This is a genomic window from Frigoribacterium sp. CFBP 8751 (genome assembly GCF_014841545.1).
GTDB lineage: Bacteria > Actinomycetota > Actinomycetes > Actinomycetales > Microbacteriaceae > Frigoribacterium.
In genome coordinates this window covers 67,817-87,124 of the sequence record NZ_JACYUB010000007.1, presented here as the reverse complement: position 1 = coordinate 87,124, position 19,308 = coordinate 67,817, and the positions used below count along the sequence as shown (strand labels likewise).

16 protein-coding genes and 2 tRNA genes are annotated in these 19,308 nt (G+C 72.6%); 13 read left to right on the top strand and 5 right to left on the bottom strand.

Features of this window, described 5'->3' with window-relative positions; genetic code table 11:
* Nucleotides 1-102 precede the first annotated feature (102 nt).
* Nucleotides 103-912 (top strand): M15 family metallopeptidase, encoded by an 810-nt coding sequence (locus tag IFT88_RS15130; protein WP_192121537.1) that lies wholly within the window; start codon nucleotides 103-105, stop codon nucleotides 910-912.
* 135 nt (nucleotides 913-1,047) lie between these two features.
* Here IFT88_RS15130 and pgm read toward each other — a convergent pair whose 3' ends face one another.
* On the bottom strand, nucleotides 1,048-2,667 hold the full coding sequence (pgm, locus tag IFT88_RS15125; RefSeq protein ID WP_043593580.1) for a phosphoglucomutase (alpha-D-glucose-1,6-bisphosphate-dependent): 1,620 nt from the start codon (nucleotides 2,665-2,667) through the stop codon (nucleotides 1,048-1,050).
* A 69-nt stretch (nucleotides 2,668-2,736) separates the two neighbouring features.
* Here pgm and pheA point away from each other — a divergent pair, with 69 nt between their 5' ends.
* Nucleotides 2,737-3,690, top strand: a complete 954-nt coding sequence (gene pheA, locus IFT88_RS15120) for a prephenate dehydratase (protein ID WP_043593582.1) — start codon at nucleotides 2,737-2,739, stop codon at nucleotides 3,688-3,690.
* Nucleotides 3,691-3,724: 34 nt separating this feature from the next.
* Here pheA and IFT88_RS15115 read toward each other — a convergent pair whose 3' ends face one another.
* Complete coding sequence (locus tag IFT88_RS15115) at nucleotides 3,725-4,750, bottom strand: diacylglycerol/lipid kinase family protein (protein WP_137847873.1); 1,026 nt, start codon at nucleotides 4,748-4,750, stop codon at nucleotides 3,725-3,727.
* A gap of 98 nt (nucleotides 4,751-4,848) precedes the next feature.
* Here IFT88_RS15115 and serS point away from each other — a divergent pair, with 98 nt between their 5' ends.
* From serS to IFT88_RS15100, 3 genes are all read left to right on the top strand, one after another.
* Nucleotides 4,849-6,114 (top strand): serine--tRNA ligase, encoded by a 1,266-nt coding sequence (gene serS / locus IFT88_RS15110; RefSeq protein WP_192121535.1) that lies wholly within the window; start codon nucleotides 4,849-4,851, stop codon nucleotides 6,112-6,114.
* On the top strand, nucleotides 6,111-6,965 hold the full coding sequence (locus IFT88_RS15105) for an HAD family hydrolase (protein ID WP_192121533.1): 855 nt from the start codon (nucleotides 6,111-6,113) through the stop codon (nucleotides 6,963-6,965). Before serS ends, IFT88_RS15105 begins: the two co-directional genes overlap by 4 nt.
* 118 nt (nucleotides 6,966-7,083) lie before the next feature.
* Nucleotides 7,084-7,171, top strand: a tRNA-Ser gene (locus IFT88_RS15100).
* A 144-nt stretch (nucleotides 7,172-7,315) separates the two neighbouring features.
* On the opposite strand, the gene IFT88_RS15095 is transcribed toward IFT88_RS15100, so the two are convergent.
* Nucleotides 7,316-7,615 carry a hypothetical protein gene (locus tag IFT88_RS15095; protein ID WP_043593605.1) on the bottom strand — a complete coding sequence of 100 codons (300 nt, stop codon included), beginning with the start codon at nucleotides 7,613-7,615 and terminating at the stop codon, nucleotides 7,316-7,318.
* A gap of 277 nt (nucleotides 7,616-7,892) precedes the next feature.
* Between IFT88_RS15095 and IFT88_RS15090 the strand changes: the two genes are divergently transcribed.
* The 7 genes from IFT88_RS15090 (at nucleotide 7,893) to IFT88_RS15060 (ending at nucleotide 14,936) form a co-directional block, all read left to right on the top strand.
* Nucleotides 7,893-8,954, top strand: coding sequence for a glycoside hydrolase family 6 protein (locus IFT88_RS15090; RefSeq protein WP_192121532.1), 1,062 nt, complete (start codon nucleotides 7,893-7,895; stop codon nucleotides 8,952-8,954).
* A gap of 141 nt (nucleotides 8,955-9,095) precedes the next feature.
* Nucleotides 9,096-10,460 (top strand): LCP family glycopolymer transferase, encoded by a 1,365-nt coding sequence (locus IFT88_RS15085; protein WP_192121530.1) that lies wholly within the window; start codon nucleotides 9,096-9,098, stop codon nucleotides 10,458-10,460.
* A gap of 478 nt (nucleotides 10,461-10,938) precedes the next feature.
* Nucleotides 10,939-11,028, top strand: a tRNA-Ser gene (locus tag IFT88_RS15080).
* 166 nt (nucleotides 11,029-11,194) lie between these two features.
* Entirely contained in the window at nucleotides 11,195-11,527 is a 333-nt protein-coding gene (locus tag IFT88_RS15075) for a hypothetical protein (RefSeq protein ID WP_052505121.1), read from the top strand.
* 117 nt (nucleotides 11,528-11,644) lie between these two features.
* The gene (locus IFT88_RS15070; protein WP_137847869.1) at nucleotides 11,645-12,829 is read left to right on the top strand and encodes an acyl-CoA dehydrogenase family protein; all 1,185 of its coding nucleotides are present in this window, start codon (nucleotides 11,645-11,647) and stop codon (nucleotides 12,827-12,829) included.
* Entirely contained in the window at nucleotides 12,823-14,196 is a 1,374-nt protein-coding gene (locus IFT88_RS15065) for a PIG-L family deacetylase (protein ID WP_192121528.1), read from the top strand. The genes IFT88_RS15070 and IFT88_RS15065 overlap by 7 nt, the downstream gene beginning before the upstream one ends.
* Entirely contained in the window at nucleotides 14,193-14,936 is a 744-nt protein-coding gene (locus IFT88_RS15060; RefSeq protein WP_192121526.1) for a glycosyltransferase, read from the top strand. Before IFT88_RS15065 ends, IFT88_RS15060 begins: the two co-directional genes overlap by 4 nt.
* A 77-nt stretch (nucleotides 14,937-15,013) precedes the next feature.
* On the opposite strand, the gene IFT88_RS15055 is transcribed toward IFT88_RS15060, so the two are convergent.
* Together IFT88_RS15055 and IFT88_RS15050 are read right to left on the bottom strand one after the other, a co-directional pair.
* Nucleotides 15,014-15,790: an aminoglycoside phosphotransferase family protein gene (locus tag IFT88_RS15055; RefSeq protein WP_342212171.1), complete on the bottom strand. Its 777-nt coding sequence runs from the start codon at nucleotides 15,788-15,790 to the stop codon at nucleotides 15,014-15,016.
* A 3-nt stretch (nucleotides 15,791-15,793) separates the two neighbouring features.
* Nucleotides 15,794-16,459, bottom strand: a complete 666-nt coding sequence (locus IFT88_RS15050) for a TetR family transcriptional regulator (RefSeq protein WP_192121524.1) — start codon at nucleotides 16,457-16,459, stop codon at nucleotides 15,794-15,796.
* A gap of 300 nt (nucleotides 16,460-16,759) precedes the next feature.
* On the opposite strand from IFT88_RS15050, the gene IFT88_RS15045 reads away from it, so the two are divergent.
* Nucleotides 16,760-19,303, top strand: a complete 2,544-nt coding sequence (locus IFT88_RS15045) for an ATP-binding protein (protein WP_192121522.1) — start codon at nucleotides 16,760-16,762, stop codon at nucleotides 19,301-19,303.
* The last annotated feature ends 5 nt before the right edge of the window (nucleotides 19,304-19,308 follow it).

Genomic DNA, 19,308 nt, shown 5'->3' with positions numbered 1-19,308 from the left:
GTACGCAAAGTTACTTCACGGGCAAGCATCCGACAACAAGAGGAATCGTCCCTCGTGGTGTCCGTCCGTGTCCATCCGGTGCTCGTGACTAGGCTCGACGCGATGTCACGCCGCCCCTCCCTGCCGCACCCCGCGGCCACCGTCCTCGCCGTCGTCCTCTCGACGGGCCTGCTGGCCGCGTGCTCGGGGGGCGCGCCCGAGCCGAGCCCGAGCACGTCGGCCGCCACCGTCTCGCCGACGGTCACCCCCACCCCGACCCCGACCGAGGAGGCGCCTCCTACGTCCCCCACGACACCCGCGTTCGACAAGGCGGCCCGGTCGGTCGACGACCCCGCCAGCCTCTGGGTGGTCAGCGACAAGCTGCGCCCCCTCGACCCGGTCGACTACGTGCCCGCCGACCTCGTCACGCCCGACGTGACGCACCAGAACCCGCCGACGCTGCGCGTCGAGGCCGCCGCCGCGGTCGTCGCCATGTTCCAGGCGGGCGAGGCCGAGGGGGCCGGGGCGTTCCAGGTGCAGAGCGCGTACCGCTCGTACGACACCCAGGTGAGCGTCTACGCCGGCTGGGTCCAGCGCCTCGGGCAGGCGCAGGCCGACGCCCAGAGCGCCCGCCCCGGCTTCAGCGAACACCAGACCGGGCTCGCCCTCGACATCAGCCCCGTGCCGCTCAGCTGTGCGCTGCAGGCCTGCTTCGGCGACACTCCCCAGGGACGGTGGCTGGCGGCCAACGCGTGGCGCTTCGGGTTCTTGCTGCGCTACCCGGCCGACAAGGTCGCCGTGACCGGTTTCACGTTCGAGCCGTGGCACTTCCGGTACGTGGGCGTTCCGCTCGCCACCGAGATGCACGACACGGGCGTCACCACGCTCGAGGAGTTCTTCGGCCTTCCCGCCGCCCCCGACTACGCCGGCTGAGCCGGCAGCCTGCGTGCCGCCGCCCGCCCGCCGCGCGGCCCAGCGAACGCACGACGGGCGTGTTCGTCGGACAAGGGCGACCGAAGTCGCCCGTCCGTCACGAACACGCCCGTCGGGCGGTGCGGGAGGCGCGGGTCAGGCGCCCAGCGCGGCGTCGACGATGGTCTTGGCCTCGGCCTGGACGCGGGCGAGGTGCTCGGGACCCTCGAACGACTCGGCGTAGATCTTGTAGACGTCCTCGGTGCCGCTCGGGCGTGCCGCGAACCAGGCCTTGTCGGTGACGACCTTGACGCCGCCGACGGCTGCGTCGTTGCCCGGGGCCTTGCTGAGCTTCGCCGTGATGCGGTCGCCGGCGAGTTCGGTCGCCTCGATGGCGTCGCCGTCGAGCTTGCCCAGACGGGTCTTCTGCTCTTTCGTCGCCGCCGCGTCGACCCGCTGGTAGACCGGGTCGCCGAACTTCTCGACGAGCTCGGCGTACAGCTGCGACGGGGTCTTGCCGGTGACGGCGATGATCTCGCTCGCCAGCAGGGCCAGCAGGATGCCGTCCTTGTCCGTCGTCCAGACGGTGCCGTCCTTGCGCAGGAAGGACGCGCCGGCGCTCTCTTCGCCACCGAACGCGACCGAGCCGTCCACCAGGCCGGGCACGAACCACTTGAAGCCGACCGGGACCTCCCACAGGCGGCGTCCGTGCGACTCGGCGACCTTGTCGATGATGCTCGACGACACGAGGGTCTTGCCGATCGCGGCGTCGTCGCGCCACTCGGGGCGGTGCGTGTAGAGGTAGTCGATGGCGACCGCGAGGTAGTGGTTCGGGTTCATCAGGCCGCCGTCGGGCGTGACGATGCCGTGGCGGTCGGCGTCGGCGTCGTTGCCCGTGAGCACGTCGAACTCGTCCTTGCGGTGCACGACGCTCGCCATGGCCGAGGGGCTGGACGGGTCCATGCGGATCTTGCCGTCCCAGTCGAGCGTCATGAAGCGCCAGGTCGGGTCGACGCCGGGGTTCGTGACCGTGAGGTCGAGGCCGTAGACGTCGCGGATCGCGCCCCAGTACTCGACGCTCGCGCCACCGAGCGGGTCGGCGCCGATCTTCACGCCGGCCTTCTTGATGGCGTCGATGTCGATGATGTTGACGAGGTCGCCCACGTAGCCGCGCAGGAAGTCGTGGCGGCCGGGCGTGCCGACACCGCGCTTCACGTCGACGTTGCCGGCGGCGATGATCTCGTTGGCGCGGTTCGCGATCCAGTTCGTGGCGTCGCTGTCGGCCGGTCCGCCGTGCGGCGGGTTGTACTTGAAGCCGCCGTCACGGGGCGGGTTGTGACTGGGGGTGACGACGATGCCGTCGGCCTTGTCGGTGTTGGCCGGGTCGTTGTTGTACACCAGGATCGCGTGGCTCAGCGCGGGCGTCGGCACGTAGCCGCCCTCGGCGTCGGCCAGCACCTTCACGTCGTTGCCGGTGAGCACCTCGACCGCGGTGCGCTCGGCCGGGCCGCTGAGGATGTGCGTGTCGCGGCCGATGAACAGCGGGCCGGTGATGCCCTGGCCCGCGCGGTACTCGACGATCGCCTGCGTGATGGCGGCGATGTGGGTCTCGTTGAAGGCGGCGTCGAGCGAGGACCCGCGGTGGCCCGAGGTGCCGAAGACGACCTTCTGCTCGACCTCGCCGACGTCGGGGACGAGCTCGTAGTACGCGGCCGTGACCTCTTCGGGGTCGATCAGGTCGCTGGCTTCTGCGGGGGTTCCGGCACGGTCGGTCATGGGGACATCCTGGCACCCGGCGACGACCTTCGTCGCGGTGCCCGGGCGGCTCTCAGTAGGCTCCTCGTCATGCCGACCCGCGCCTCCTCGACGACCTACAGCTACCTCGGGCCCGCGGGCACGTTCACCGAGGCGGCGCTCAAGCAGGTGCCCGAGGCCGTCGGAGCCACCTGGAAGAGCGTCAACAACGTCGGCGAGGCCCTGGCCGACGTCGTCTCGGGCGTCAGCACGGCCGCGATGATCGCCATCGAGAACAGCGTCGAGGGCGGGGTCAGCGCGACCCAGGACGCCCTCGCCACGGTGCCGGGCCTCCGCATCGTCGGCGAGTACCTGGTGCGCGTCAACTTCGTGCTCGTCGCCCGTCCGGGCACCCGCATCGAGGAGGTGCGGGTCGTCAACGCGCATCCGGTCGCCTACGCGCAGACCCACCGCTGGCTCGAGCGCGCCCTGCCCGGCCACGGGCACCTGCCGGCGTCGTCGAACGTGGCCGCCGCCGCGTCGCTGCTCGAGGAGGGAGGGGTCGGGGGCTCCGCGGACGCCGCGGTCGCGCCTCCCGGCATCACCGACCACCACGACCTCGAGGTGCTCGCCCGCGACATCGGCGACAACGACCAGGCCGTCACGCGCTTCGTGCTGGTGAGCCGCACGGTTCCCGTGCCTCCCGCGACCGGCGCCGACAAGACCAGCCTGATCGTCGAGCTGCCGACCGACGGCTCGGGCGCGCTGGTCGACATGCTCGAGCAGTTCGCGACCCGCGGCATCAACCTCAGCCTGATCCAGTCCCGGCCGATCGGCGACGCCCTCGGGCGCTACCGGTTCGTGATCGACCTCGAGGGGCACGTGCTCGACGAACGCGTCGCGGACGCCCTGCTCGGGCTGAAGCGGTTCAGCCCGAGCGTGATGTTCCTCGGGTCGTACCCGCGCGCCGACGGTGCCCCGGCCGAGGTCTCGCCGCGGTACGACGACGAGGCCTTCGTCGAGGCTCGCGACTGGCTGCGCGGGTTGATCAGCGGCCTGCGCTGACGACCGGCCTCGCTCGGCCGGCCGCCCGTGCCGATCAGGCGTCGGCCGGCACGCGGACGGTCAGGCCGCCCGGGTCGACGACCGCGCGCAGGGCGACGACCTTGCCGACGGAGTCGCCGTCGATCTCGAAGTCCTGGGGGGAGTCGAGGCGGACCACGAGCTTCTTGCCCTTGTTGTAGCGCAGGGTGCGCACCTCGCGGCTGTTGGCGGCGAGGATGCGGCGGCCGACCTGGGTGCGGCGCATGACGCCGTTCTCCCACACGATCTTGACCCAGATCTGCACCCAGCCGAAGAAGCCCTCGGGGCGCAGGGCGACGATGTCGAAGATGCCGTCGTCGATCGCCGCGTCGGGCAGCAGCATGATGTTGGCGGGCAGCAGGCCGCAGTTGCCGACGATGATCGTGTGGGCGCGCATCGACTTGCGGCCCTGGTCGTCGAGCTCGTACCGGACGTCGATCTTGTTGTCGTCGCGGAGCGCGCGGGCGATGGCGTCGACGTAGGCGAGCCACCCGACGCGCTTCTTCAGCTCGTCGTTGGTGTTCGCGAGCATCTTCGCGTCGAGGCCGACGCCCGCCATGACGACGAACGCCTTGGTCTCGCGCGAGCCGTCCTCACGCTCGACGTCGACGACGCCGAGGTCGATGTCACGGTCGCGACCGCTGAACGCCGTCGCGATCGAGTCGTCGAGGTTGTCGAGCGAGAGCTCGAGGTTGCGGGCCAACAGGTTGCCCGTGCCCGAGGGGAGCAGGGCGAGGGACGCGTCGGTGCCCTGCAGGGCCTCGGCCACGGCTCGCACCGTGCCGTCGCCCCCCGCGGCGATGACCATGTCGGCGCCCTCGGCGAGGGCCTGCTTCGTCACCTCGCCGCCCGGGTCTTCCTTGCTGGTCTCGTAGAACTTCGTGGGGGCCCAGCCGTTCGAGAACTCGTGGCGCCCGACGGCCGTCTTGATGGCGTCGAGGTCGACCTTGATCGGGTTGTAGACGACCGCGGCGGTCTGGCGAGCCGTCTCGGGCTCGGATGCCGAGGCGTGCTCGGCGGGGGAGGGGGAGGTGGCGGTCATGGGGCGAGCGTATTGGACGCACCCCCGTGAGGTAACGGGAAGGCGAAGGCTCTGTGCAGAACGTCGGCCGCGCGGGTGCCGTTGCCTAGGATGGGCGGGTGATCGATCCCCAGTTGCTTCGTGAATCCCCCGACCTCGTCAAGCAGAGCCAGCGGGCCCGGGGCGATTCCGAGTCGCTGGTCGACGACGCGGTGGTGGCCGACCAGGCCCGCCGCGCGGCGATCGCCGCCTTCGAAGACCTGCGCGCCGAGCAGAACGCCTTCGGCAAGACCGTCGCCAAGGCGCCGAAAGACGAGAAGAAGGCACTCGTCGCGCAGGCGCAGCAGCTCGCCGCCCGGGTGAAAGAGGCGCAGGTCGCCTCGAACGAGGCCGATGCGGCCTTCGACACGGCCGCGCGCGGCATCGGCAACCTGATCGTCGACGGCGTGCCCTCGGGTGGCGAAGAGAACTTCGTGACGCTCCGTGAGCACGGCACCCGCCCCTCCTTCGATTTCGAGCCGCTCGACCACGCCGACCTCGGCGAGAAGCTCGGCGCGATCGACATCAAGCGCGGCACGAAGGTGTCGGGCTCGCGCTTCTACTTCCTGCGCGGCATCGGTGCGCGTCTCGAGCTCGGCCTGATGAACATGGCCCTCGACCTCGCCCTGACGAACGACTTCACGCCGCTGATCACTCCGACGCTCGTCCGCCCCGAGGTCATGGCGGGCACCGGGTTCCTGGGGTCGCACGCCGACGAGGTCTACCACCTGCCCGCCGACGACCTGTACCTGACCGGCACGAGCGAGGTCGCGCTCGCCGGGTACCACTCCGACGAGATCCTCGACGTCGAGGCCGGCCCGATCCGCTACGCCGGCTGGTCGACCTGCTACCGCCGCGAGGCCGGGGCCGCCGGCAAGGACAACCGGGGCATCCTGCGCGTGCACCAGTTCAACAAGCTCGAGATGTTCAGCTACGTCCACCCCGACCAGGCCGAGGCCGAGCACGACGCGCTCGTGGGCTTCCAAGAGGCCATGCTGCAGGCGCTCGGCCTGACCTACCGCGTCATCGACGTCGCGGCCGGCGACCTCGGCTCGAGCGCCGCGCGCAAGTTCGACATCGAGGCCTGGGTGCCGACGCAGGGCACCTACCGTGAGCTCAGCAGCACGTCGAACTGCACCACGTTCCAGGCCCGCCGACTCGACACCCGCTACCGCACCGAGAGCGGCAAGACCGCTCCCGTGGCCACGCTGAACGGCACCCTCGCGACCACGCGCTGGCTCGTCGCGATCCTCGAGACGCACCAGCAGGCCGACGGCTCGGTGGTCGTGCCCGAGGCGCTGCGCGGCTACCTCGGCGGCCTCGAGGTCATCGAGCCGGTCGCATGAGCCAGGGCGCCGCCGCACCCCGGCCCGACGACGAGCCCGTGGCCGCCGCCGACCGGTGGCTCGTCGCGCTCGACGTCGACGGCACGATCATGCCCGAGGACGGCACGATCTCCGAGGCCGTCCTGGGCGAGATCACGCGCCTCCACGACCAGGGCCACCAGGTCATGATCGCGACCGGGCGGTCGGTGTCGATGACCTTGCCCGTCATGGAGCGCCTCGGCCTCATCTCGGACTACGTCGTCTGCGCGAACGGCGCGATCACCCTGGGCCGTGACGAGTCGGCCCCCACGGGGTACCGCCGCGTACACGTCGAAGAATTCGACCCGACCCAGGTGCTGTCGACCATCCGCGAGGCCCTGGCCGACGCCGGCGCCGGCTACGCCGTCGAAGACCAAGAGGGGCTGCTGCGCTACTGCGGGTCGTTCCCCGCCGCGGCGGCCGCGCTCAACGCCGAGAAGGTCGAGTTCGACGACCTCGTCGGTCGACCGGCGACCCGCGTGGTCGTCGTCTCGCCCGACCACGACACCGAGGACTTCCTCACGGCCGTCGAACGCATGGGCCTGCAGCACGTCAACTACAACGTCGGCTGGACGGCCTGGCTCGACATCGCCCCCGACGGCGTCACGAAGGCCACCGCCCTCGAGCGTGTGCGGCAGTGGCTCGACGTGCCGCGCTCGCAGGTGCTGGCCGCAGGCGACGGGCGCAACGACATCGACATGCTGCGCTGGGCCGCCGGCGAGGGGCGCGGGGTCGCCATGGGCCAGGCGCCCGACGACGTCGCGGCCGTGGCGAACGAGCAGACGTCGAGCGACCTGGACGACGGGCTCGCCGAGGTGCTCGCGACGCTCTGAGCCGGTAGACTCGGCCCCGGTTGCCGGGTGCGCGCATCCCGCCACGAGATGGACACGACGCCACGATCAAACGTGGCGTTTTGCTCACATCGTTGCGGCGTAGCTCATCAGGCCACCGGGAGGGCTGTCCGAGCGGCCGATGGAGCTTGTCTTGAAAACAAGTGGGCAGAGATGTCTCGTGGGTTCGAATCCCACGCCCTCCGCCAGACGGGTCGAACGTTCCGCACCGCGCCCCAGAGGGCGCCGACCGGGCGGACGCGTCGCTGGCGCGCCGCGGGGTTCGAATCCCACGCCCTCCGCGACACGAGGCGCGGGCCGGTGACCCGGCCCGCGCCTCCTCGTGGACGGGGCTAGGCCTTGGCGGCGGCGTAGGTGGCGAAGGCCTCACCGATCAGGGTGCTGAGGTCGCGCCACGTGGTGTCGTCGACCGAGACCGCGGAGTCGCCGTCGACGAAGCCCGCGTGCTTGTGCAGCACGTCCGAGCCGACCGCGGGGAGCACGAAGAAGTCGCGGGTCCAGTCGTCGGTGTCGGCGATGACGGGAGCGCGGTACCAGTCGAGGTAGCCGTCGAAGACGTCGTTGCGCTCGTCGCCCTTGAGCCAGGTCTCGACCGAGTCCCGCCACGCGTCTCGGTTGGTCTCGCCGTTCATGTGGTCCTCCGGGGCCTGGTGCGTGCGGGAGCGTCCGCGACCGCCGGTCCAGTGTCCCAGGTCGGTCGCCGCGAGGGCCGTCGCGAGGCCGTGTCGGCGGCGGTGCGCCTCGGCCCGTGGCCCCCGAAGTGGAACGCCCCGTCCCCCCGAACAGGGACTGAACGCGACCGCGCCTCCGTGTTGCACTGTTCGAGCCTCCCCCTGCGACCCCGCAGCGGTCGGCACCCCGGGTGGGCCGAACACCGCCCGGGCCCCCGACACTCCAGGACCGACACCCATGACCCACATGACCCCGACGACCCGCGCCGCCCTCGTCATCGGCGCCGCCGTCGCCCTCGTGGCCGGCCTCGCGGCCACCCCGGCCGCTGCCCACGCCGCCGGGCCCACCCCGACCCCGACGTCATCCGCGGCGGCCCGCACGACCGCCACGACGACCCCGCAGACCATCCGCACCGCGAGCAGCGCCACCCTCTACAAGGGCGGCCTGTTCGTCGACGCGAACGGCGAGGCCGCCCGCGCCGCGGCGACGCTCTCGTCGCAGGGCCGCACCGCCGAGGCGTCGGCCGCCCGCACGATCGCCCAGCAGTCCGTCGCCACCTGGCTCGGCGGTTGGTTCACCGACGCGCAGCTCGTGCAGAAGATCGACGCCACGGTGGCCGCCGCCGAGAAGAAGGGCACCACCCCCGTCTTCGTCACCTACAACATCCCGAACCGTGACTGCGGCAGCCACTCGGCCGGCGGCTCCGCCGACAACGCGGCCTACCTCCGCTGGAACCAGCTCGTCACCTCGCGCCTCGCCGGCCACCGCGCCGCCGTGATCGTCGAACCCGACGCCCTCGCCCTGATCAGCAACTGCCCGACGCAGACGAACGGACGCGAGGCGACCATCGCCGCGGCCGTGGCGACGCTCGCGGACGCCGGGGTGCCGGCCTACATCGACGCCGGCAACTCCAACTGGGTGCCGTCGCAGACCATGGCCGCACGCCTCAAGGCCGCGGGCGTGGACCGGGCACGGGGCTTCGCGACCAACGTCTCGAACTACTACCCGGTCGAGTCCGAGCGGGCGTACGCCGAGAAGGTGTCGCAGGCTTCAGGAGGCGCGCGCTACGTGATCGACACGTCACGCAACGGTCGCGGCTGGAAGGGCACGTGGTGCAACGCTCCCGGCGCCGGCCTGGGGTCGCTACCGTCCGTCCAGACCGGCTCGACGAAGCTGGACGCCCTGCTCTGGATCAAGACGCCCGGCGCCAGCGACGGACAGTGCAACGCCGGGCCCGCGGCCGGCCAGTGGTTCGCGTCGTACGCCGTGCAGCTCGTCGCCAACCGCAAGGTCGGCTGAGTCCCGGGGGCGGTCCAGGACCGCCTGCGTAGACTCTCCTTCTGCCCGTACACCGAACGGTGCACGTCTGCCCGCACGATCCACGAGTTCTCTCGGGTCCGAGCGAGCGGACAGCGCCTTCGATGACCGAGAGGACCCCGCGTGAGCGACCTTCGCGACCGATCCGGCCGTGGCCGCCGAGCTGCCCGGCCCGAGCCGACCGCCTCCGGCCGCCGTGCCACCCCGGCGACGACGGGAGTCGCCCGTCACGGCCGGCTGACCAGCGGAGGCCCGGTGCGGGCCGTCACGAAGGTGGTCGCCGCCGCCGTGGCCGTGCTGCTCGTCAGCGGCGCCTCGGTCGGTGCGATCGCGGCGTACCAGGTGCGCAGCGACCTCGGCACGGGGGTCGAGCTGCAGGCCGCCCAGGGCGAGACCACCAAGCCCGCGCCTCCGTCGATCAGCGAGTACGAGGGCGGCTTCAACATCCTCGTCGTCGGTACCGACAACGACGCCAGCCAAGACCAGGGTGCCTTCGGCGAACGCGACGCGACCCTGAACGACGTCAACATCCTGCTGCACGTCTCGGCCGACCACAGCAACGCGACGGCCGTCAGCATCCCGCGCGACATGGTCGTGCCCATCCCGTCGTGTGCGAAAGAGGACGGCTCGGGGTACTACTCGGCGATGTCGGCCCGGCCGATCAACGAGGCCTACTCGTACGGCGGGCTCAGCTGCGTCGCCTCGACCGTGTCGAGCCTCACCGGTCTCGACATCCCCTTCGCCGGGATGATCTCGTTCAACGGCGTCATCGAGATGTCGAACGCCATCGGCGGCGTGCCGGTCTGTGCGGCCACCCCCATCAAGGACCGCTACACGGGACTCGACATCCCGGCCGGCGAGTCCGTGCTCTCCGGGGCCGACGCCCTGGCCTTCCTGCGCACCCGCCACGGCGTGGGTGACGGGTCCGACCTCGGCCGCATCAGCAGCCAGCAGGTCTACCTCTCGTCGCTGCTGCGGACGGTGAAGAGCGCCGACACCCTCAGCAACCCCACGAAGCTCTATTCGCTGGCCCGTGCGGCGGCCAGCAACATGACCCTGTCCGACCAGCTGACCAAGATCGACACCATGGTGCAGATCGGCCTCGCGCTGCGGGACCTGCCGCTCGACTCCGTCAACTTCGTCCAGTACCCCGGCACGACCGGTGGCTCGGGCGTCTACGAGGGCAAGGTGCAGCCCGACAAGGCCGTGGCGACCCAGCTCTTCGACGCCATCAAGAACGACGTCCCGTTCTCGATCCCCGAGGGCAGCACCGGCATCGGCTCCGAGAACACCGCCACGGGCGACGGAACGGCGGCGAGCCAGGCCCCGGCCGCACCGGCCGACACGGCCGCACCGGCCGACACGGCGGCGCCCACCGACCCGGGCGCAGGAGCGGCGACGACTCCGCCGACGACCGACGTCATCGAGGGACTCACGGGTCAGACGGCGGCCGACCAGACCTGCTCGGTAGCTTTCGGCTCGAACTAGGCGCACGGCCGAGAAGTCGTCCCGGCGAGTAACCAGCTCGCCGGGACGACCGGTGACCTCAAGCGGCGGCCCGAACCGGCACGCATGAGAACCCCGCGATGCCGGGATCAGGGGTGCGGCACCGTGGGGGGTGTGGAGGCCGGCGTCGATGCCGGCGGCGAGCCCCTCGGACGCAGCAGTTCGGGTGCGGCGCTCGATGATGGGGCACGTGACGCGACGACTGTCGGGGGGCGTGTTCGGCAAGGGTGAACGGGCTCGTGCTGTCGAGCCACTGCCCCTCGGCCGTCGTCGGCGTCAGGGGTACTCTATGTGTCGGCACAAATGCCGACAAGCCGGTCATGCCCCCCAGAGCGGGTGGGGCACGGGTGGTTCTGTGCACACCCCTCCGGGCCCGACGTCCGGCCCGCCTCGGGCCCGTTTCGGCATCTGGCCCTCGGGCCGCTATGCTGGTCTCTGCGCGTTCGCTCGCGAGCCGCATGGAGCCGTCGCATAGTTCGGCCTAGTGCACCACCCTGCTAAGGTGGAGTTCCCTTTGTGGGAACCGTGGGTTCAAATCCCACCGGCTCCGCGGAAAGCCACGTCGGTTCTCTCTCTCGCCAGAGATGTTCCGGGGTGGCTTTTCTTCTGCCCGCGCCCGGGCGCCCTGGCGTCCCCCGGTGCGGTGCGCTCCCAGACGCCTGCGGCGTAGCGTGACGGGTGACGGCGAATCGTCTCGACTGCAGGGAGAAACACCGGTGAAACGCATCCACTACACCGACGAGTACCTGGTCACCGGCGACGACATCGCAGCAGCCGTGGTCGAGTACGCACGAGCGCTGGCGATGCAGAACAAGTCCGACATGGTCGACCTCCCGGGCATGGACCGAGGCGGAGTGCACCAGCGGTTCCAGGTGCTGCTCGGTCCCGCGAGCCAGATGCTCGTCTCCGAAGAGCAGACCGACGAGGCCGAGATCACCGACGGACCCCTGGTCGACGACATCGGGGGCCGCATCGACCGTCTCCGCGGGGTCGAGCCCCAGTCCGCCGAGCCCGCCGAGGGCATCCCGCTCGACACCGACGAGTTCTGAGTCCGGCCGCGGCGACGACGCCGACCGGCGACGACGCTCGCCGCGTCGACGACACCTGTCGCCGGGCTCGGTGTCAAGGCCCCGCGTGAGGCCGGTCGACCGACTAGCGTCGGGAGGATGAGTCCTTCTGCGCCCGCGCGCCCTGCCGCGACCGTCGTCCCGGTCACCCTGGGAGGCGCGGGTCCGGTCGTCGGCACCGCCACGGCTCTCGTCGTCGAGCGGCTCCGATCCGGCCAGGCCCCGACGGTCGACGAAGCCCTCGACCTCGCCGTCGAGCTCGGTCGACACGGTGCCCTGCCCGGACTCGGCTCCACAGCCGACCTCTGGCAGGCCCTGGCGACGCTCGCCGCGCACGATCTCGGTGCGGCCCGGGCGGCCGAACCGCACCTCGACGCCCTCGCCATCCTCGACCAGCACGCCGAGGCCGTCGCCGCGACGGCCACCGAGACCCTGTCCGACGAGGACGACGGCTACCGCTCGGCCCTCCCCCCGCGGGCTCGGACCGCGGACCCGTTCACCTGGGGCGTGTTCGCCGCCGAGGGGCCCGGCGTCCGGCTGACGGCGACCCGGGGCCCGGACGAGTCGGGTCCGTGGTCGCTGGCGGGCACGAAGCCCTGGTGCTCCCTGGCGGGCACGGTCGACGGCGCCCTCGTCACCGCCTGGGTCGGCGACGAGCGTCGGTTGTTCTCGGTCGACCTCCGCCGGTCGGGCGTCACCGTCACGGCCGACGCCTGGCACGCCCGGGGCCTGGTCGAGATCCCGTCCGGCCCGGTCGACTTCGACGACGTCGAGGCGCACGAGGTCGGCGCCCCGGGGTGGTACCTCGAGCGTCCCGGCTTCTCGTGGGGCGGGATCGGCGTCGCGGCGTGCTGGTACGGCGGCGCGGTCGGGGTGGCCCGCACGCTGCTGGCCGCGGCGGTGACCGCCTCGTCGCGCGCGCCGGAACGCCCGGCCGACCCGCACCTCCTGCAGGCCCTCGGTCTCGTCGACACGCGGCTGGCCGACGCCCGCCGGGCGCTGGTCGAGGCCGCCGACCTCGTCGACGCCGGTGAGGCGACCGGTGAGGCGGGGCGGCTGCTGGCCAAGCGCGTCCGCGGGACGGTCGCGCACGCCTGCGACGAGGTGCTGGCCCGGGCGTCCCGTGCCCTCGGCCCCGCGCCGCTGGCCACCGACGCGGCCCACGCCAAGCGCGTGGCCGACCTCGAGCTCTACCTCCGCCAACACCACGGCGAACGCGACGACGCGTCCCTGGGCCAGACGGTGCTCCGCGACGCCGTCCGCGACGGGCTCCCCACGTGGTGAGCTTCGACGGCCGCGCGCCGGGGACCCCGGTCGAGGCCTGGGAAGCCGACCCGCGCCTCCTCGACCTGCCGCCGCTCGACGGCGCCGTCGTCCCGACCAGCGTGTCTCGCCTGGTCGTGCTCGCCGCCCACCCCGACGACGAGACCCTCGGCGCCGGCGGGCTCATCGCCCACGCGGCCGCCCACGGAATCCCGGTCACGGTCGTCGTGGTGACCGACGGTGCTGCCTCGCACCCCGGCTCGACCACGAGCGCCGAGGCCCTCGTCGCGACGCGGGCCGAGGAGGCGCGGGTCGCGGTGGGCCTGCTGGCTCCCGACGTCGAGCTGGTGCAGTGGAGCATCGCCGACGGGACGGTCCGCGAGGCCCGTGCCGAGATCACCGAGCGGCTGCGGCCCCTGCTGCCCGGACCGGGTGGCCTGCTCGTGGCGCCCTGGCGTGGGGACGGCCACCGGGACCACCGCGTGCTCGGCGAGATCGCCGCCGAGCTGGTGGCCGAGGCGGACCAGGCCGGCACGACACTGCTCGAGTACCCGATCTGGATGTGGCACTGGGGTTCGCCCGACCACCCCGACGTGCCCTGGGCGTCGCTGCGGCTGTCGTCCCTGGACGCCGTCGCCGACGCCGCGAAGCGCTCGGCCCTCGCGGCGTACGTCTCGCAACGTCGCCCCCTCTCGGACGCACCCGAGGACGCCCCCGTGCTGCACCCGGTGTTCGAGCGGCACTTCACCCGCGGGCGCGAGGTGTTCGTGGTGGCCGAGCCGGGGTCGGGCCCGGCGACCGAGGCCACGTTCGACCGGACGCACGCCCGCCGCGCCGACCCGTGGCGGGTCACGACACGCTGGTACGAGCGCCGCAAGCGCGCCCTCACCGTGGCGTCGCTGCCGCGTGAGCGCTACGGCCGCGTGCTCGAGGTGGGCTGCTCGATCGGCGTGCTGACCGGCGACCTGGCCCCCGCGGCGGACCGTCTGCTGGCCCTCGACGTGTCGTCGGTCGCCGTGCAGGCCGCCCGCGAACGGCTCGCGAACCTGCCGCACGTCACGGTCGAGCAGGCCGACGCCGCCGCCGACTACCCGTCGGGCACCTTCGACCTCGTCGTGCTCAGCGAGGTCGGCTACTACCTGGCCCCCGACGCGTTCGGGCGGCTGGTGGACGCCATCGTCGACGGTCTGGCCGACGACGGCGACGTCGTCGCCTGCCACTGGACCCAGCCCGAGGGCGACTTCCGGCAGAGTGCGGACGACGTGCACGCCCGGCTGGGGGCCGACCCGCGCCTCCACCGGGTCTCGCACCACGTCGAGGGCGACTTCGTGCTCGACGTCTTCTCGCGTGACCCCCGCTCGGTCGCCGAACGGACGGGACTGCGATGACCGACGCCCCCGTGCGCCCGACCCCGGCCCGCCCCGCGCGGGCCGTCGCGGTGGTCGTCCCCGCGCACGACGAGGAAGAACTCGTCTCACGCGCCCTCGACGGCATCGACGTCGCGCGGCGGCACACGGCCAGGACCCACCCGGAGGTGCGGGTCGTCGTCGTCCTCGTGGCCGACGCCTGCACGGACGGGACGGTGGCGGCCGCTCGTGCGCACCCACGCGTGACCGTCGTCGAGATCGACGCCCGGGGGGTCGGCGTCGCCCGGGCCGTCGGCGTCGACGCCGCCCTGGACGAGCTCGACGCCCCCTCGGACGACCTGCCGCTCGACGCGGTGTGGCTCGCCTGCACCGACGCCGACTCGGTCGTGCCGCCGGGCTGGATCGACGACCAGCTCGACCGTGCGGCGTCGGGCGCCGACGTCGTGATCGGGACCGTGCGACCGGACTTCGCCGACCTCTCGCCGCGTCAGATCGCGGCCTGGACGGCCCGGCACACGCCCGGACGGCCGAACGGCCACGTGCACGGCGCCAACCTCGGGGTGAGGGCGTCGTCGTACCGGTCCGTCGGCGGGTTCGCCCCCGTCGACCTGCACGAGGACAACGTCCTCGTCGACCGGCTGCGCGACGTCGGCGCGACGCTCGTCGCCTCGGACGTCGGCGAGGTGCTGACCTCGGGACGGCGCGACGGACGCACGTCGGGCGGCTACGCCGGCTACCTCGCCGTGGACCTGCTGGCCTGACGAGGCAGGCACCGCGCCTCCTCGTCCCCTGCGGTCCGGTGACCGCCGTCGTGACGAGCGCAGGAGGCGCGTGCGGGTCAGTCGCGCAGGGTCGCCAGGTACGCGGCTTCGCGCTCGTACCCGTCCGCGTCGTCGGCGAGGCGCGGGTTGCCCAACTCGACCGCCTTGTCACGGCTCATGTCGGCGAGGTCGTGCAACCGGATGATCGCGACCCGCAGCACGTCGGACCAGGTCGCCTCGCTGCCGTAGGCGTCGAGGAGCAGCCGCACCCGCCGCTCGGCGTCGGCCATGCCGGGGGCGTTCGGGGGTGTGCGGTCGGTGAGGGGCACCGCGCGGGTCGCGTAGTAGGCGAGGTCCCACAGGCGGGGGCCGGGCGAGGCGAAGTCGAAGTCGATCGCCCCGACGACGTGGCCGGCGGCGTCGTAGGCGAGGTTGTGCGGGGAGAAGTCGTTGTGGCAGATCACCTCGGACGGCACCTTCGCCGGGGCCTGCCAGACGGCGTCGTCGAGGCCGAAGCCGATGCTCGCGTCGTGCAGGCGGCGCAGCAGGCGCGCACCCTCGACCAGGGCCTCGTCGGTGAAGACGTGGTCGGGCAGTGGGTACACGGGCACGTCGGCGTCGACGAAGCTCAGGCGTTCACGGCCGCCCTCGACGCCCAACGGCCGGGGGATGCCGCCGACGCCCGCGCGCGCGAGGTACGACAGGAAGCGATGGACGGTGGGGGTCCAGGGGCCGGCGACGCGGAGGACGGTGTCGCCCTGTCGGACGACCGCGTTCATGTTGCCGCCGGCCAGGACCTCGCCGGTGGGGGTCTCGTCGGTCGTGGCCTCGTCGGCCGGAGTCGCCGCGTCCACGGCTCAGGCGACGGGGCCGAAGCCCGTGCGGAAGCGCTCGAAGGTCGTCGCCCAGTAGGCACGGAGGGCGTCGACGCGTTCGTCGTCGGTGGTCGTGCCGGCCCAGGGGTCGTAGACGCCGCGCAGCACGGCGATGACGGCACCCCAGGTCGAATGGATCAGCAACGACGTGGTCAGGTCGTCCCGCGAGGGGCCGACGGCCAGGCCGATCACGTCGCCGACCCGTTCGGTCATGGGGACGCCGACCGCGAGCACGTAGGGCAGCAGGGGCTCGTGCGTCCGCAGCAGGTGGCGGAGGCTGATCATGTAGTCGACGAGCTGGGTGTCGACGGCGGACAGGAGCAGCAGCTCGAGCAGATCGATGTCGGTGCCCTCGAAGGACGCCAGCATGGACAGGTCGGAGGCGTCGACCGCGGCACCCGCCTTGTTGAGAAGCACCGAGGCCACGGCGTCCTCTTTGCACGAGTAGTGGTTCGCGAAGGTGCGCCTGGAGTAACCGGCCAGAGCGGTTACGTCCTCGACGACGAAGCCGTCGAAGCCCTTCTCGGTCGCCAGTCGGAAGGCCGCGTCGGCGAGCCCGCGGCTCGTCGCCCGACGTTTCTCGTCGCGCCCACCGACCGCTTCCGTGCCGAATCGGGTGAGGTCCCCACGCGCCGGAGTCTGCTGCATCGGACCATCGTGCCGGGGCTTCCTGAGAATCTCCATGCCCAATGGGCAACGGAGCCTCCGAATCGAGTACCCTGAAGGAGTCCGATTCGGGTCGGACGGCCTCGAGAGACACCAGGCACACAACCCCCTGTGAGATCGCGCAGGGTCGCGTCGGGTGCGACCCTCCAGCTGAACCACGGAGGGGGCCAGGTCCTCTCGAGACACACGCCTCGTGGCCCCCGTGGTCACGGGGCGTTCCCGTGTTCCCGGCGAGTGGTCCGTCCGGCACGCGCGGGTCCGCAGGGGTGACAGGCTGAGCGCATGAAGCGAGGGCGGTTGCGGGTGGTGCTGGGGGCGGCACCCGGCGTGGGGAAGACGTACACGATGCTCGAAGAGGGCGCACGGCTGCGGGCGGAAGGGGTCGACGTCGTCGTGGCCGTCGTCGAGACGCACGGGAGGCGCGCGACCTCGGCACTGGTCGGCGACCTCGAGGTCGTGCCCCGCCGGGCGGTCGTCCACCGTGGCGTCGCGCTGGACGAACTCGACCTGGAGGCGGTGCTCGCGCGGGCCCCGCAGCTCGCGCTCGTCGACGAGCTCGCCCACACGAACGCCCCCGGCTCCACCCACGAGAAGCGCTGGCAGGACGTCGAGGCCCTGCTCGTCGCCGGCATCGACGTCGTGTCGACCGTCAACGTCCAGCACGTCGACTCGCTCACCGACGTGGTCGAGCGCATCACCGGGGCGACCCAGCGGGAGACCGTGCCCGACGCGGTGCTGCGCGCGGCGGACCAGGTCGAACTCGTCGACCTCGCCCCCCAGGCCCTGCGCGACCGGCTGGCCGAGGGCGTCGTCTACCCGGCCGACCGGGTCGACGCGGCGCTCTCGAACTACTTCCGTCTGGGCAACCTCACGGCGCTCCGCGAGCTGGCGCTGCTCTGGTTGGCCGACGAGGTCGACAGTGCGCTCAAGGCGTACCGCGACGAGCACGGCATCGACAGCACGTGGGAGGCCCGCGAGCGCGTCGTCGTCGCGCTGACCGGCGGACCCGAGGGCGAGACGCTGATCCGCCGGGGAGCCCGCATCGCCGCCCGGTCGTCCGGAGGGGAGCTCGTCGCCGTGCACGTCAGTGCCCAGGACGGCCTGCGGCAGGGAGCACCCGGAGCCCTGGCGGCGCAGCGTGCCCTGGTCGAGAAGCTCGGCGGCACGTACCACCAGGTCGTCGGCTCCGACGTGCCCCGCGCGCTCGTCGACTTCGCCCGCGGGGTGAACGCCTCGCAGCTCGTGATCGGCGTCAGCCGCCGCGGGCGACTGGCCGCTGCCCTGACCGGGCCCGGCATCGGCTCGACCGTGATCCGCGAGTCGGGGCGCATCGACGTGCATATCGTCACCCACGCCTCGGCCGGTCGCGACCGGGTGCTGCCGCGACTCGGCGGGGCCCTGTCGCGCCGCCGCGTGATCGCCGGGTTCGTGCTCGCCCTCGTGGCGGGGCCGTTGCTCACCGGACTGCTGGCCGGGCACCGCTCCGAGGACGGCATCGCGGGCACGGTGCTCGTCTTCCAGCTGCTGGTCGTGGTGGTCGCCGTCACGGGCGGCATCTGGCCGGCCCTGCTCGCGGCGCTGCTCTCGGGCGTGACGCTCGACCTCTTCTTCATCGCGCCGATCTACCAGCTGACCATCGCCGAGCCGCTGCACCTGGCGGCACTCGTGCTGTACGTGCTGAACGCCGCCATCGTCAGCTACGTGGTGGACCAGGCCGCCCGCCGCAGTCGCGCCGCCGCCCGGGCGCTCGCCGAGACCGAGCTGCTCGCCACGGTCGCGGGAAGCGTGCTGCGCGGTCAGGACGCCCTGCAGGCCCTCATCGGCCGCACCCGAGAGGCCCTGGGCATGACCCGGGTGCGCGTCGTCCAGGGCGGGGTCCCGATGGGGGAGGCGCGGCTCGCCGACGACGGACGTCCCGCACCCGGGTCCCCGGCCGAGATCACGACGTCGATCGCCGCGGGCACCGACGCGACCCTCGAGCTGACCGGACCGGAGCTCCAGGCGGCCGACCGGCGCCTCCTGGACGTCGTCGCGGCTCAGGTCGAGGCGGCCCTCGAGCACTCCGAGCTGAGCCGGGCCGCCGGCCAGGTCGCCCCGCTCGCCGAGGTCGACCGCATGCGCAGCGCCCTGCTCGCCGCCGTCGGCCACGACCTGCGCCGCCCGCTGGCCGCGGCGACGGCCGCCGTCAGCGGACTGCGGCAGACCGACGTCGCCTGGAGCGACGCCGATCGCGACGAGTTGTTGTCCACCGCCCACGAGAGCCTCGACTCGCTCTCGACCCTCGTCACCGACCTGCTCGACGTCAGTCGCGTGCAGGCCGGGGCGCTCGCCGTGACGCCGGCTGACGTCGACCTCGACGAGGTCGTGCTCGGGGCCCTCGACGAGCTCGGCCTGGGGCCGGCCGACGTCGAGCTGGCGCTGCGGGCCACGGTGCCGCCCGTGCGGGCCGACGCCGTGCTGCTGCAGCGCGTCGTCGTCAACCTGCTCGACAACGCCCTTCGGCACTCGCCGCCGGACGCGAGCGTCCGCATCTCGACGAGCGCCTTCGGCGACCGGGTCGAGCTGCGGGTCGTGGATCGCGGCCCCGGGGTCCCGGTCGAACGGCGGGACGAGATCCTCGTCGCGTTCCAACGACTGGGCGACACCGACAACGGCACGGGGCTCGGTCTCGGCCTGGCGCTGAGCAAGGGGTTCGTCGAGGCGATGGGCGGCACGCTCGCGCTCGACGACACTCCCGGCGGCGGACTGACCATGGTGGTCGGGCTGCCGGTGGTGCCCGGACCGGGCGGGGCAGGCGAGGACGATCGGGTACGGTCGGCCACGTGAGCGCC

What these genes read in the sequence shown, in the direction of transcription:
- IFT88_RS15130 (WP_192121537.1), top strand. Translation starts at nt 103, where the DNA reads ATGTCACGCCGCCCCTCCCTGCCGCACCCCGCGGCCACCGTCCTCGCC.
- pgm (WP_043593580.1), bottom strand. Translation starts at nt 2,667, where the DNA reads ATGACCGACCGTGCCGGAACCCCCGCAGAAGCCAGCGACCTGATCGAC.
- pheA (WP_043593582.1), top strand. Translation starts at nt 2,737, where the DNA reads ATGCCGACCCGCGCCTCCTCGACGACCTACAGCTACCTCGGGCCCGCG.
- IFT88_RS15115 (WP_137847873.1), bottom strand. Translation starts at nt 4,750, where the DNA reads ATGACCGCCACCTCCCCCTCCCCCGCCGAGCACGCCTCGGCATCCGAG.
- IFT88_RS15105 (WP_192121533.1), top strand. Translation starts at nt 6,111, where the DNA reads ATGAGCCAGGGCGCCGCCGCACCCCGGCCCGACGACGAGCCCGTGGCC.
- IFT88_RS15095 (WP_043593605.1), bottom strand. Translation starts at nt 7,615, where the DNA reads ATGAACGGCGAGACCAACCGAGACGCGTGGCGGGACTCGGTCGAGACC.
- IFT88_RS15090 (WP_192121532.1), top strand. Translation starts at nt 7,893, where the DNA reads ATGACCCACATGACCCCGACGACCCGCGCCGCCCTCGTCATCGGCGCC.
- IFT88_RS15070 (WP_137847869.1), top strand. Translation starts at nt 11,645, where the DNA reads ATGAGTCCTTCTGCGCCCGCGCGCCCTGCCGCGACCGTCGTCCCGGTC.
- IFT88_RS15060 (WP_192121526.1), top strand. Translation starts at nt 14,193, where the DNA reads ATGACCGACGCCCCCGTGCGCCCGACCCCGGCCCGCCCCGCGCGGGCC.
- IFT88_RS15050 (WP_192121524.1), bottom strand. Translation starts at nt 16,459, where the DNA reads ATGCAGCAGACTCCGGCGCGTGGGGACCTCACCCGATTCGGCACGGAA.
- IFT88_RS15045 (WP_192121522.1), top strand. Translation starts at nt 16,760, where the DNA reads ATGAAGCGAGGGCGGTTGCGGGTGGTGCTGGGGGCGGCACCCGGCGTG.